The following is a 12833-nucleotide window of genomic DNA, read 5'->3' as shown; positions in this document are numbered from 1 at the left end:
TTCAGGTAAGGAGGTGATCCAACCGCAGGTTCCCCTACGGTTACCTTGTTACGACTTCACCCCAGTCATGAATCACAAAGTGGTAAGCGCCCTCCCGAAGGTTAAGCTACCTACTTCTTTTGCAACCCACTCCCATGGTGTGACGGGCGGTGTGTACAAGGCCCGGGAACGTATTCACCGTAGCATTCTGATCTACGATTACTAGCGATTCCGACTTCATGGAGTCGAGTTGCAGACTCCAATCCGGACTACGACGCACTTTATGAGGTCCGCTTGCTCTCGCGAGGTCGCTTCTCTTTGTATGCGCCATTGTAGCACGTGTGTAGCCCTGGCCGTAAGGGCCATGATGACTTGACGTCATCCCCACCTTCCTCCGGTTTATCACCGGCAGTCTCCTTTGAGTTCCCGGCCGAACCGCTGGCAACAAAGGATAAGGGTTGCGCTCGTTGCGGGACTTAACCCAACATTTCACAACACGAGCTGACGACAGCCATGCAGCACCTGTCTCAGAGTTCCCGAAGGCACCAAAGCATCTCTGCTAAGTTCTCTGGATGTCAAGGCCAGGTAAGGTTCTTCGCGTTGCATCGAATTAAACCACATGCTCCACCGCTTGTGCGGGCCCCCGTCAATTCATTTGAGTTTTAACCTTGCGGCCGTACTCCCCAGGCGGTCGACTTAACGCGTTAGCTCCGGAAGCCACGCCTCAAGGGCACAACCTCCAAGTCGACATCGTTTACGGCGTGGACTACCAGGGTATCTAATCCTGTTTGCTCCCCACGCTTTCGCACCTGAGCGTCAGTCTTCGTCCAGGGGGCCGCCTTCGCCACCGGTATTCCTCCAGATCTCTACGCATTTCACCGCTACACCTGGAATTCTACCCCCCTCTACGAGACTCAAGCCTGCCAGTTTCAAATGCAGTTCCCAGGTTAAGCCCGGGGATTTCACATCTGACTTAACAGACCGCCTGCGTGCGCTTTACGCCCAGTAATTCCGATTAACGCTTGCACCCTCCGTATTACCGCGGCTGCTGGCACGGAGTTAGCCGGTGCTTCTTCTGCGGGTAACGTCAATCGGCAAGGTTATTAACCTCACCGCCTTCCTCCCCGCTGAAAGTACTTTACAACCCGAAGGCCTTCTTCATACACGCGGCATGGCTGCATCAGGCTTGCGCCCATTGTGCAATATTCCCCACTGCTGCCTCCCGTAGGAGTCTGGACCGTGTCTCAGTTCCAGTGTGGCTGGTCATCCTCTCAGACCAGCTAGGGATCGTCGCCTAGGTGAGCCATTACCCCACCTACTAGCTAATCCCATCTGGGCACATCCGATGGTGTGAGGCCCGAAGGTCCCCCACTTTGGTCTTGCGACGTTATGCGGTATTAGCTACCGTTTCCAGTAGTTATCCCCCTCCATCGGGCAGTTTCCCAGACATTACTCACCCGTCCGCCACTCGCCACCCAAAGAGCAAGCTCTTCTGTGCTGCCGTTCGACTTGCATGTGTTAGGCCTGCCGCCAGCGTTCAATCTGAGCCATGATCAAACTCTTCAATTTAAGTTTGATTTGCTGCAACGAGTGCAGCGATGCTCTGTGAATTAAACTTCGTAATGAATTACGTGTTCACTCAGCAAAGACTTGATATTTTTTACGTCCGGAGACGCTGATATCAATCCTGCGAGTGCCCACACAGATTGTCTGATAAATTGTTAAAGAGCGGTGCGACGCGGCGTTCGGCCTGCTGTCGCGAGGTGGCGTATATTACGCTTTCCTCCTTCAGAGTCAAACACTTTTTTCAGCGTTTTTCTCCGGCGGGGTGAATCGCTTCACGCCCTGCTGAGCCGCCTGCGTTGCCGCTTTGCCGTCTCAGTGGTGGCGCATTATAGGGATCCGGATTTTTTGCACAACCCCTTTTTTCGATCTTTTTTATCGACTGGCGAGTTTTCACTCTTTTCGCTGCGATCGCGAGCGATCCGCGCAAAAATCAGCTTGTTTACCCGCACCGGAAGCCGCAGGCTAGCGGGAAACATCAGAAAAGGAGAAATAGAATGTCTGTAGCCCTGCGCCCTTATAAGCAACATATTCCCCACACCGGTGAGCGCGTGATGGTGGATAGCAGCAGCGTGGTCGTTGGCGAAGTCGAGCTGGCTGATGATGTCAGCATCTGGCCACTGGTAGCAATTCGCGGTGACGTGAATAAAGTGGTGATTGGTAAACGCAGCAATATCCAGGATGGCAGCGTGCTGCACGTTACGCATAAATCCAGCAGTAATCCCGATGGCTTTCCATTGATCATCGGTGAAGACGTAACGGTGGGCCATAAAGCAATGCTGCATGGCTGCACCATTGGCAACCGCGTACTGGTGGGTATGGGCTCGATCCTGCTGGATGGTGCGATCGTCGAAGATGAGGTGATGATTGGCGCCGGCAGCCTGGTGCCACCCGGTAAACGCCTGCAAAGCGGCTATCTCTATTTAGGCAGCCCGGTGAAGCAGATCAGACCACTAAGCGAAGCGGAAATAGCCGGACTGCTTTACTCCGCCAGCAATTATGTCGGCTGGAAAGATGAATATCTGGCTCAGGGCAGCCACAGCCAGCCCTGATCGTCGGCCTGTTCCGCCCGGAGCAACTGCTCGGCCTCTTCCTCCAGATCCCAGCGATGCGCGCTAAACAGCGCCATCGCCTCTCCGGCACCAAAACGCTGCTGCAGCGCCGGCAGCGATATTGCGCAGGTCAGTCCCATACCATTCACTAATACCGGGAACAGCACCGCCTGCCGGACTGCGTCCCAGCTTTCCCGATCGGGAAACTGGATAGCCTGGTTCATGCCTGCATCGCCTGTTTAAGTTGATCGATGACCGGCGCGATCTCCGGCATAACACCATGCCACAGCTGAAACGCATGCGCCGCCTGGCCCACCAGCATGCCAAGTCCATCCGCCAGCTGCTGTGTGCCGTGCTGCTGGCACCACGCCAGAAATGGCGTCAGCCCCTGCTGATAAAACATGTCGTAACAGCGCACCTGCGCATCAATCAGCGTAACCGGCAGCGGCGGCACGTCGCCCGCTACGCCGCTGGAGGTGGCATTGATGATCAGATCAAAACGTTCGCCGGCCAGTTGATCAAAACTCATCGCCTGGATCGCCCCACTGTGCTGGAAAAGCTCAGCCAGCTGTTGCGCGCGTTCTGCCGTGCGGTTAACTACCACCAGCGCGCAGCCCGTCGAGAGCAGCGGCAGGATCACCCCACGCGCCGCTCCGCCCGCACCCACCAGCAGAATGCGATCGCCCGGCCGGATCAGCAGCAGCCGTTGCAGATCGCTCAGCAGGCCGATGCCGTCCGTGTTATCACCCAGAATCGAACCATCGGCTCTCTTCTTTAAGGTATTTACCGCGCCGGATAATGCCGCGCGCTCGCTGAGCTCATCCGCGAATTCCCATGCCTGCTGTTTAAACGGCAGCGTAACATTGGCGCCTTTGCCACCGGCCGCAAAAAACGCCTCTATCGCCTGCGGGAACCCTTCCAGCGGTGCGCAGATGCGTCCGTAAGGATGTTCAATACCGGTCTGCTCAGCAAAAGCGGCGTGAATAAACGGAGATTTGCTGTGGGCGATGGGATGACCAAAAACGGCAAACTTTTCCATAATCAGCCCTGACGAATGAGTTCACCGCTGATGGCATCGCGGATTTCAGAAGGATTCAGGCGACCGCCGGTGGCCGCCTGCAATACCGGAAACTGCGAGCCAAACTGCTCTGCCACTTCGGCGGCGCTGCGGCACGGCGGCTGACCGGTTAAATTCGCGCTGGTCGAGACCAGCGGCTTGCCAAATCCGCGACACAGCGCCTGAACCTGCGGATGATCGCTGACGCGAATCGCCAGCGAATCAAAGCGGCCGGTTAACCAGCGCGGCGTATGCGGCGAAGCAGGCACCACATAGGTGACCGGACCCGGCCAGCTGGCAAACATACGTTCGCGCTGCAGCACGGTGAGTTCGCGATCGGCAATATAAGGCTCGAGCTGCGCATAATCAGCGGCGATCAGGATCAGACCCTTTTCTACCGGGCGCTGTTTCAGTGCCAGCAGGGCCATCACCGCGCTTTCGCTGTCCGGATCGCAGCCAAGGCCGAATACGGCTTCGGTAGGGTAAGCAATCACTTGCTGTTGCTGAAGTTGTTCGATGCAGAAGTCGAGGCTTCCGGGTGCATGCTGGCTCTGGTTCATGATCACTCTTCATCCTGGGCGATGGGCTTGCCGCAGCGTTTGCTGGCGCAGAAGCGCTTCATGCCCTGTGCGGTTTTCTTTTCTATTAATAACGGGAACTGGCAATGGGGGCAGACACCTTCCAGCGGCGTGGCGTTGATCGCGAACTGGCAGTCGGGATAACGATCGCAGGCATGGAAGGTTTTGCCATAGCGTGAACGGCGCTGCACCAGCTTGCCGCTGGCGCACTGCGGGCAGGCAATTGCGGTTTCGTCCGGCTTATCGATGGTTTCCGTGTAATCACACTCCGGATAGTGGCTACAGCCGACAAACATGCCGAATCGCCCCTGGCGCAGCACTTTGTCCGCACCACACTGCGGGCAGGCATGGCCTTCCAGCACTTTGACAATATGGCCATCACCCTGACTTTTCAGCGGGCGGATATAGTCGCAGGTTGGATAATTCACACAGCCGAGAAAAGGCCCGTGTTTGCCGGCACGTATCACTAATTCTGCCCCGCAGGCGGGGCAGGGATCGTGTTTACGCACGGTAAATAGTGCTGGTTTACTCATATTACCGAATGCATTAATCGCAAATTAATGCAGCATACCTTCATTGACGTCGAATAACAGTTCTTCCATCTGCTGATAGGCATTTTCACAGCCGGGGATGTTAAATAGCACCATCAGCACCACCCATTTGAGATCTTCCAGATCGAATTCCAGCGTATCAAGCGCCATAACCCGTTCGATGACCATTTCGCGCGTTTCCATATTCAGCACCTGGATTTGCTCCAGGAACAGAATAAAACCACGACACTCGGCATCTAAACGCTGGCTCTCTTCTTCCGTGTAGATTCGCATGGAGAGCGGATCGTTAGCCAGCAACACTGGCGCGACCAGGCCATCCTGATAATCCGCTAACCGCTCAAGCCAATTCAACGCATTATAGATATCTTCGCGATGAAAACCGGCATCGGTTAAGTCATCGGTCAATTTATCCTGGTCAACGCGCATTTCAGCCTCGTTGTGGATATACGTCTCAAACAAGTACATAAGTACGTCGAACATGGCATGCCCTCCTCAATCGGACATAGCCGCCGGGTACAGCTGCGATCCATCCTGCTAACTCCAGCTCCAGCAATTGCGCTGCGATAACTGGCACAGGTTGGCCGGCACGTTCAGCGACGACGTCAACAGGTGTAACCTCATCACCTACGTTAGCCAACACGCTGGGAAATGGCAATGGCACATCATCACTGAGTTGTGAATATATTGTTTCTGAGATGCTGGCCGGCAACCATTGCAGGGCAGAATGCAAATCCTCAAGGATATTGTTGGGATGCGCCACCAGCAGCGCCCCCTGCTGAATCAGCCAGTGCGTGCCTTCACAGCCAGGGTTACCCAGTGCGCCAGGCAGCGCATACACGTTACGGTTTTGTTCCAGCGCATAGCGCGCCGTTACCAGCGAGCCACTCTTCAGCGACGCTTCAACCACCAGCACGCCATGACTCAGGCCGCTGATAATACGATTACGCCGCGGGAAATTTACCGCATGGGGCGCCATCGACAGCGGCAATTCTGAAACCAGCGCGCCGCCGCTGGCGATGATCTCCTGTGCCAGCGGCTGATGGCTTTTCGGATAGAGATGATTCAGCCCGCTGCCCAGCACGGCCAGAGTTTTGCCCTGCACTTCCAGCGCGGCACGATGCGCCACGCCATCAATACCGCGCGCCAGCCCGCTGGTGATGGTCAAACCGCTTAGCGCCAGCTGCTGGGTAAACCAGCTGCCCCATTCTCTGCCATACGGCGAACAGTGACGACTGCCGACCACCGCCAGTTGCGGTGTCGCGAGTGCAGAGAGGTCACCCGCTATATAAAGGGCAGCCGGATAGCGGCTGATTTCCCGCAAACGGGCGGGATAATGTGCATCGGTGCAGGCAATCAGATGATGTTGCGCCTGTTGCAGCCAGCGCTGCGTTTTTTCCAGCTGGCGTGGACAGAGGGCGAGAAACTGCTGCCGCTGCGTGTCGTCCAGCCCGTGCTGCTGCAGCCACGCGTCGTCAATGTGGCTGGCGGCCAGAAGCGCCATGATGAACTGACGGGCGCGCTCACCGCTTAAACCCCAGACGTAAGTCAGCCTGATAATCCTTTCACTGCGTTCCATGCTGCGCTCCCTGTCAGCCGTGCTCTGATGCGGCACAATGCTGTCAATCAGGCCCCAAAAAGTCTACAATATGAGGCAGTAATCTTTTCTTTAACGCATACAGATCTGGATATTTATGTCAGTTTTGCAGGTATTACATTTCCCTGACGATCGCCTTCGCAAAATTGCTGCACCCGTTGCGGCTGTGAATGCTGACGTTCAGCGTATTGTCGACGATATGTTTGAGACCATGTACGCCGAAGAAGGCATTGGTCTGGCGGCGACGCAGGTGGATATTCACCAGCGCATCATCGTGATTGATGTTTCTGAAAGCCGCGAAGAGCGCCTGGTGCTGATTAACCCGGAGCTGCTGGAAAAAAGCGGCGAAACCGGTATCGAAGAGGGTTGCCTGTCGATCCCGGAACAGCGGGCGTTTGTGCCGCGTGCCGAGCGGGTCAAAGTGCGCGCGCTGGATCGCGACGGTAACAGCTTCGAGCTGGAAACCGACGGTCTGCTGGCGATCTGCATTCAGCATGAGATCGACCATCTCGACGGTAAACTGTTTATTGATTATCTGTCGCCGCTGAAGCGTCAGCGTATTAAACAGAAACTGGAAAAACTGGCCCGCCAGAATGCGCGCGCATCCTGATAGCGAACAGAAGGTTGAACTGTGTCTGCACCGTTAAAAATCATCTTTGCCGGTACTCCTGACTTCGCAGCGCGTCATCTCGACGCGCTGCTTGCTTCTGAGCATCAGGTGGTTGGCGTCTTTACTCAGCCCGACCGCCCTGCCGGACGTGGCAATAAACTCACGCCGGGCCCGGTAAAAGTGCTGGCTCAGGCGCATGATATCCCCGTGTTTCAGCCAAAGTCCCTGAAGCCGGAAGAGAATCAGCAGCTGGTTGCCGGACTGCAGGCTGATGTGATGGTGGTCGTCGCTTATGGTCTGATCCTGCCTCAGGCGGTGCTGACGATGCCGCGCCTTGGCTGCATCAACGTACACGGCTCGCTGCTGCCGCGCTGGCGCGGTGCGGCGCCGATTCAGCGCTCACTGTGGGCCGGCGATAACGAAACCGGTGTGACCATCATGCAGATGGACGTGGGTCTGGATACCGGCGATATGCTGCACAAAATAACCTGCCCGATTAATGCCGACGATACCAGCGCATCGCTGTACGACAAGCTGGCGCAGCTGGGCCCGCAGGGGATGCTGACCACGCTCAGTCTGCTGGCCGCCGGCAGCGCGCAGTCCGAAGTGCAGGATGAGACCCTGGTAACTTACGCGGAAAAGCTCAGCAAAGAAGAGGCACGTCTTGACTGGTCGCTCTCCGCTGTTCAGCTGGAACGGTGCATTCGCGCCTTCAATCCGTGGCCGGTGAGTTATTTCCTCATTGACGATCAGCCGGTCAAAGTCTGGCAGGCCAGCGTATTACCGCACCGCACCGCCCAGCCGGGAGAAATCCTGCAGGCTGACAAACACGGCATCCAGATTGCTACCGTCGACGGCGTGCTGAATCTGCTCTCACTGCAGCCTGCCGGCAAAAAAGCCATGGCGGCGCAGGATCTGCTCAATTCGCGTCGTGAATGGTTTACACCCGGCACCGTTCTGGCCTGATTCTCCAGCCCGGTCTCCGCCGGGCTTTTTGTTTGATGAATGAATATGAAAAAAGCGACCAACCTGCGCAGCTTTGCCGCGCAACTAATTGAACGCGTGGTGGATAAAGGGGAATCGCTGAGCGCGATTCTGCCCGCTGCGCAAAAAACGCTGGCAAACAACGATGGCGCGCTGCTGCAGGAGTTGTGTTTTGGCGTGACGCGCACGCTGCCGCAGCTGGAAGCGTTGATTAATAAGCTGATGGCGCGGCCGTTAACCGGCAAACAGCGCGTGCTGCACTATCTGATCATGGTGGGCCTGTATCAGCTGCTGTATACCCGCGTTCCGCCGCACGCCGCGCTGGCCGAAACCGTAGCCGGGGCTGAAGCACTGAAGCGGGCAAATCTGAAAGGCTTGCTTAACGGCGTGCTGCGTCAGTTCCAGCGCCAGCAGGACGCACTGCTGGCGGAGGTCAATCAGGGCCCGCAGCGCTACTGGCATCCGGGCTGGCTGCTGAAACGGCTGCAGACCGCGTGGCCGGAGCAGTGGCAGCAGATTGTGGAAGCCAACAATCAGCGACCGCCAATGTGGCTGCGCGTGAATCGTCAGCATCACAGCCGTGACGCCTGGCTGGCGCTATTAACCCAGCAGAATCAAAATGCGTTTAGTGCTGACGCGCCGGATGCGCTGCGTCTTGAAGCACCGGCTCCGGTCAGTCAGCTGCCAGGCTTTGAGCAGGGCTGGGTGACGGTGCAGGATCTCTCTGCTCAGCGTTGTGCCCTGCTGCTGGCGCCGGAAAACGGCGAAACCATTCTCGACCTGTGCGCTGCGCCCGGCGGCAAAACCACCCATATTCTCGAAATTGCGCCGCAGGCCCGCGTGATGGCGGTGGATATCGATGCGCAGCGCCTGTCGCGCGTGACGGAAAACCTGCAGCGTCTGGGGATGCAGGCTGACGTGCGTCAGGGCGATGGCCGCACGCCAGCGGCCTGGTGCGGCGAGCAGCAATTCGACCGCATCCTGCTGGATGCGCCCTGCTCGGCCACCGGCGTTATTCGACGCCATCCGGATATCAAATGGCTACGCCGCGATCGCGATATCGACGAACTCGCCGCGCTACAGCGTGAGATTCTGGCGGCCATCTGGCCACGCCTGAAATCGGGCGGTACGCTGCTTTATGCCACCTGCTCAGTGCTGCCGCAGGAGAACCAGCAGCAGATCGATGCTTTCCTCGCGACGCATGACGATGCGGTGCCGCAGGCACTGCCACAGGGGCAACTTAACGGCTGGCAGGTTTTCCCTGCCATCGATGGCGGCGACGGTTTCTTCTACGCTAAGCTGATGAAAAAATAGTGCAGCGCACAGTGACAAGAGCAACGTATCCATGAAAATTATTATCCTCGGCGCCGGCCAGGTGGGCGGCACGCTCGCCGAAAACCTGGTGGGCGAAAACAATGACATCACCGTGGTTGATAGCGATCCCTCACGCTTACGCGTGCTGCAGGATAAGTTTGACCTGCGCGTGGTGCAGGGCCATGGTTCGCACCCGCGCGTGTTGCGTGAAGCCGGCGCCGAAGATGCGGATATGCTGGTGGCGGTCACCAGTTCTGACGAAACCAACATGATTGCCTGTCAGATTGCTTACTCGCTGTTTAACACGCCAAACCGCATTGCCCGTATCCGCGCCGCCGATTATCTGCGCGATGCGGAAAAGCTGTTTGTGCCGGAAGCGGTGCCCATCGACCATTTGATCTCGCCCGAGCAGCTGGTGATCGACAACATCTATCGGCTGATTCAGTACCCTGGCGCGCTGCAGGTGGTGAATTTTGCCGAGGGCAAAGTCAGCCTGGCAGTGGTCAAAGCCTATTACGGTGGACCGCTGGTGGGCAATCCACTGTCGATCCTGCGTGAACACATGCCGCATATCGATACCCGCGTAGCCGCCATTTTCCGTCAGGATCGCCCGATCCGCCCGCAGGGATCGACGATCGTCGAAGCTGGCGATGAAGTGTTTTTTATTGCCGCCAGTCAGCATATTCGTGCGGTGATGAGCGAGATGCAGCGGCTCGAAAAGCCCTATAAACGCATTATGCTGGTCGGCGGCGGTAATATCGGCTTTGGCCTGGCGCAGCGGCTTGAGAAGCAGTACAGCGTTAAACTGATTGAACGTAATCAGCAGCGCGCAGCTGAACTGGCTGAACATCTGCAGGATACCATCGTGTTCTATGGCGATGCCTCGGATCAGGAATTGCTGGCAGAAGAGCATGTCGATCAGGTCGATCTGTTTATCGCCGTCACCAACGACGATGAAGCCAATATCATGTCAGCGATGCTGGCCAAAAAGATGGGCGCGAAAAAGGTAATGGTGCTGATCCAGCGTCGCGCCTATGTCGATCTGGTGCAGGGCAGCGTGATCGATATTGCTATCTCACCGCAGCAGGCCACGATTTCTGCGCTGCTTGGCCACGTGCGCAAAGCCGATATTGTCGGCGTCTCTTCACTGCGCCGCGGTATTGCAGAAGCCATCGAGGCCATTGCCCACGGTGATGAAACCACTTCGCGCGTGGTCGGCCGCCTGATTGAAGATATTAAACTGCCGCCGGGCACCATTATCGGCGCGGTGGTGCGTGGTGATGACGTGATCATCGCCAATGATAATGTGCGTATTGAGCAAGGCGACCACGTGATCATGTTCCTCACCGACAAAAAGTTTGTGCCGGACGTTGAGCGTCTGTTCCAGCCGAGCCCGTTCTTCCTGTAACGCGTTGTGATTGGGCTGCAGTGAGAGTGGTGTTTAATCCATTGTTATAATGGCAATTACACGAAGGTTTGTTAGACTTTAGCCATTGGCCAAGGCAAGGAGATAACAATGAGTTTATTCAAAGAGTTTCGTGATTTTGCGATGCGTGGCAACGTGGTGGACCTGGCGGTCGGTGTGATCATCGGTGCTGCGTTCGGTAAGATCGTATCGTCACTGGTTGCGAACATCATTATGCCACCGCTCGGTTTACTGATTGGCGGCGTCGACTTTAAGCAGTTTAAATGGGTACTCAAGCCAGCAGAAGGCGATATCCCCGCGGTGGTGATGGAATACGGTAACTTTATTCAGACGGTATTTGATTTCATCATCGTGGCGTTTGCTATCTTCATTGCCATCAAAGTAATGAATAAACTGTATAAAAAGAAAGAAGTGGAAAAACCAGCGCCTAAACCGACCAATGAAGAAGTGCTGCTGACCGAGATTCGCGACCTGCTTAAGCAACAAAATAATAAAGTGTGATAAATAAAAGCCGCCCGTTTCAGGCGGCTTTTTTGTCACTAAAGCAGAAGGCCAGAGGTAAACACTGTTGCTTACCGCTGGCCTCCTGATTCGCTCCCTTCGCGTGTTTATCTTTACGCCGGTAGCTGCCTTTCCCCTTCTGATTGCGCTCAACTCGCTGGCGATACAGCGGATCGTGTAACAGGGCTTCCAGGGCGTTATCGTTAATTTTGCCTTTTCGATGCTGATAGTGACTCATATCGTCCTCCGGTTAGTGATGGCGCAACTATAGTCCCTGTGCGCCAGAATTCAATCCTTGCTACAACAAATTTCAGGATGCGGATCTTCACCGGTTTCCAGTGCCTCGAGGATCGAACAGCAGGCGCTACTGTGGCGGTCGCCACAGCAGGTTTCCGCCAGCCGTTGCAGTGAGCGCTGAATGGTTTGCAGTTCGCCAATCATACTGTTCACCTCATCCAGCCGTTTCGCCACGATCGCTTTTGACTCTTCACAGGTATGATGCTCTGGATCGATGCGGATCGACAGCAGGTCGCGGATCGATTCCAGGCTGAAACCAAGCTGCCGGCCGTAACGGATAAAACGCAGGCGCTGCAGATCGTTATCGCTGTACAGGCGGAAGCCGCCCTCGGTGCGTACCTCATGATCCATCATCTGCTGCTTTTCATAAAAGCGGATGGTGTCCGGCGTCACGTCCGCCAGTTTTGCCAGCTGGCCAATGCGATACATACTATTTCTCCTGCTGTAGCCGCTGACCGATCGCCGGGCGGTATTCGCCACGCAGAAAATCGGTGCTCATGCCAGCCTGCTGCAGCTTCATCTCCAGCAGCGTCAGGCGTTTGGCCAGTTCGCGCGCCTCGCAGTCATCAGGATCGAGTTCGCGAAGCAGATCGCTCAGTGCCAGCGCGTCACGGCGCATCTCCAGTTCCGGAGGGAGATAGCCGGCGTTTTTCAGCAGTCGCCAGGCACTGCGCAATTCCGCCGGCACACCACTGTCATCGTCCAGCGTGAGCGGCGCACCTTCACCAGGCAGATTGCTCAGCTCGCCCTTTTCCTGAGCGGCGCGGATGTGTTGCTCAGCCAGCTGATCGATAAGCCACATAGAAACCTCCTGCAGGCATGTCTGCCAACAGCATAGCGAATGGAGGGGAAATGGGAAGAAATGACAGGCAATAAAAAACCCGCCGAAGCGGGTTTTTTACGTTACTGCAAATTACTCTGCAGCAGCTTCTGCTTGAGCTTCTGGACGATCAACCAGCTCGATGTATGCCATCGGAGCGTTGTCACCAGCACGGAAGCCACACTTCAGAATGCGAGTGTAACCACCGGCACGGCTCGCGAAACGCGGGCCCAGCTCGTTAAACAGTTTTGCCACGATCTCGTTATCACGAGTACGGGCGAATGCCAGACGACGATTAGCTACGCTGTCGGTCTTGGCAAGAGTAATCAGCGGCTCAACTACGCGACGCAGCTCTTTGGCTTTCGGCAGAGTCGTCTTAATGATCTCATGACGAACCAGAGAATCAGCCATGTTGCGGAACATAGCCTGACGATGGCTGCTGTTGCGGTTCAGTTGACGACCACTCTTACGATGGCGCATGACCTTATCCTTCTCAGTGAAACCTTA

16 protein-coding genes and 1 rRNA gene are annotated in these 12833 nt (G+C 56.3%); 6 read left to right on the top strand and 11 right to left on the bottom strand.

All coding sequences use genetic code 11. The features are described from left to right. Positions 1-6: 6 nt before the first annotated feature. Positions 7-1548: ribosomal RNA gene (locus tag ABVR31_RS01985) — 16S ribosomal RNA — on the bottom strand. A gap of 491 nt (positions 1549-2039) precedes the next feature. On the opposite strand from ABVR31_RS01985, the gene ABVR31_RS01980 reads away from it, so the two are divergent. Next, positions 2040-2594, top strand: coding sequence for a gamma carbonic anhydrase family protein (locus ABVR31_RS01980; protein WP_058759903.1), 555 nt, complete (start codon positions 2040-2042; stop codon positions 2592-2594). Here ABVR31_RS01980 and ABVR31_RS01975 read toward each other — a convergent pair. The 6 genes from ABVR31_RS01975 to dprA are packed head-to-tail and all read right to left on the bottom strand — an operon-like array spanning position 2570 to position 6356. After that, entirely contained in the window at positions 2570-2818 is a 249-nt protein-coding gene (locus tag ABVR31_RS01975) for a DUF1488 domain-containing protein (RefSeq protein ID WP_058759902.1), read from the bottom strand. The genes ABVR31_RS01980 and ABVR31_RS01975 overlap by 25 nt on opposite strands. Then, on the bottom strand, positions 2815-3633 hold the full coding sequence (gene aroE, locus ABVR31_RS01970; RefSeq protein WP_059011755.1) for a shikimate dehydrogenase: 819 nt from the start codon (positions 3631-3633) through the stop codon (positions 2815-2817). Before aroE ends, ABVR31_RS01975 begins: the two co-directional genes overlap by 4 nt. A 2-nt stretch (positions 3634-3635) precedes the next feature. Continuing rightward, positions 3636-4211 carry an L-threonylcarbamoyladenylate synthase type 1 TsaC gene (gene tsaC, locus ABVR31_RS01965; RefSeq protein ID WP_031279838.1) on the bottom strand — a complete coding sequence of 192 codons (576 nt, stop codon included), beginning with the start codon at positions 4209-4211 and terminating at the stop codon, positions 3636-3638. A 2-nt stretch (positions 4212-4213) separates the two neighbouring features. Next, positions 4214-4762, bottom strand: a complete 549-nt coding sequence (locus ABVR31_RS01960; RefSeq protein ID WP_031279837.1) for a type I DNA topoisomerase — start codon at positions 4760-4762, stop codon at positions 4214-4216. Positions 4763-4786: 24 nt separating this feature from the next. Continuing rightward, a complete protein-coding gene (gene smg / locus ABVR31_RS01955; RefSeq protein ID WP_031279836.1) occupies positions 4787-5260 on the bottom strand; it encodes a DUF494 family protein Smg in 474 nt (157 codons plus the stop codon). Continuing rightward, positions 5232-6356, bottom strand: a complete 1125-nt coding sequence (dprA, locus tag ABVR31_RS01950; RefSeq protein ID WP_150360729.1) for a DNA-protecting protein DprA — start codon at positions 6354-6356, stop codon at positions 5232-5234. Before dprA ends, smg begins: the two co-directional genes overlap by 29 nt. A 115-nt stretch (positions 6357-6471) precedes the next feature. Here dprA and def point away from each other — a divergent pair, with 115 nt between their 5' ends. From def to mscL, 5 genes are all read left to right on the top strand, one after another. Next, complete coding sequence (def, locus tag ABVR31_RS01945) at positions 6472-6984, top strand: peptide deformylase (RefSeq protein WP_021508231.1); 513 nt, start codon at positions 6472-6474, stop codon at positions 6982-6984. Between the two features lie 21 nt (positions 6985-7005). Then, positions 7006-7950 carry a methionyl-tRNA formyltransferase gene (gene fmt / locus ABVR31_RS01940; RefSeq protein ID WP_372771736.1) on the top strand — a complete coding sequence of 315 codons (945 nt, stop codon included), beginning with the start codon at positions 7006-7008 and terminating at the stop codon, positions 7948-7950. A 45-nt stretch (positions 7951-7995) separates the two neighbouring features. Beyond that, positions 7996-9282 carry a 16S rRNA (cytosine(967)-C(5))-methyltransferase RsmB gene (rsmB, locus tag ABVR31_RS01935; RefSeq protein ID WP_297204134.1) on the top strand — a complete coding sequence of 429 codons (1287 nt, stop codon included), beginning with the start codon at positions 7996-7998 and terminating at the stop codon, positions 9280-9282. 31 nt (positions 9283-9313) lie between these two features. Further along, positions 9314-10690, top strand: coding sequence for a Trk system potassium transporter TrkA (gene trkA, locus ABVR31_RS01930; RefSeq protein WP_021508228.1), 1377 nt, complete (start codon positions 9314-9316; stop codon positions 10688-10690). Between the two features lie 108 nt (positions 10691-10798). Beyond that, on the top strand, positions 10799-11209 hold the full coding sequence (gene mscL / locus ABVR31_RS01925; RefSeq protein WP_021508227.1) for a large-conductance mechanosensitive channel protein MscL: 411 nt from the start codon (positions 10799-10801) through the stop codon (positions 11207-11209). Between the two features lie 19 nt (positions 11210-11228). Here the strand turns inward: mscL and ABVR31_RS01920 are convergent, their stop codons facing one another. From ABVR31_RS01920 to rplQ, 4 genes are all read right to left on the bottom strand, one after another. Beyond that, complete coding sequence (locus ABVR31_RS01920) at positions 11229-11447, bottom strand: alternative ribosome-rescue factor A (protein WP_021508226.1); 219 nt, start codon at positions 11445-11447, stop codon at positions 11229-11231. A 50-nt stretch (positions 11448-11497) separates the two neighbouring features. Continuing rightward, the gene (gene zntR / locus ABVR31_RS01915; protein WP_021508225.1) at positions 11498-11935 is read right to left on the bottom strand and encodes a Zn(2+)-responsive transcriptional regulator; all 438 of its coding nucleotides are present in this window, start codon (positions 11933-11935) and stop codon (positions 11498-11500) included. 1 nt (position 11936) lies between these two features. Then, the gene (locus tag ABVR31_RS01910; RefSeq protein ID WP_058759896.1) at positions 11937-12308 is read right to left on the bottom strand and encodes a DUF1992 domain-containing protein; all 372 of its coding nucleotides are present in this window, start codon (positions 12306-12308) and stop codon (positions 11937-11939) included. Positions 12309-12419: 111 nt separating this feature from the next. Further along, a complete protein-coding gene (rplQ, locus tag ABVR31_RS01905; RefSeq protein WP_372771735.1) occupies positions 12420-12806 on the bottom strand; it encodes a 50S ribosomal protein L17 in 387 nt (128 codons plus the stop codon). Positions 12807-12833: the final 27 nt, after the last annotated feature.

This window comes from Pantoea sp. WEP (assembly GCF_041678305.1).
Classification (GTDB): domain Bacteria; phylum Pseudomonadota; class Gammaproteobacteria; order Enterobacterales; family Enterobacteriaceae; genus Pantoea; species Pantoea dispersa.
Note: the sequence above shows the minus strand (reverse complement) of the source record. Positions and strands in the feature narration are given on the sequence as shown.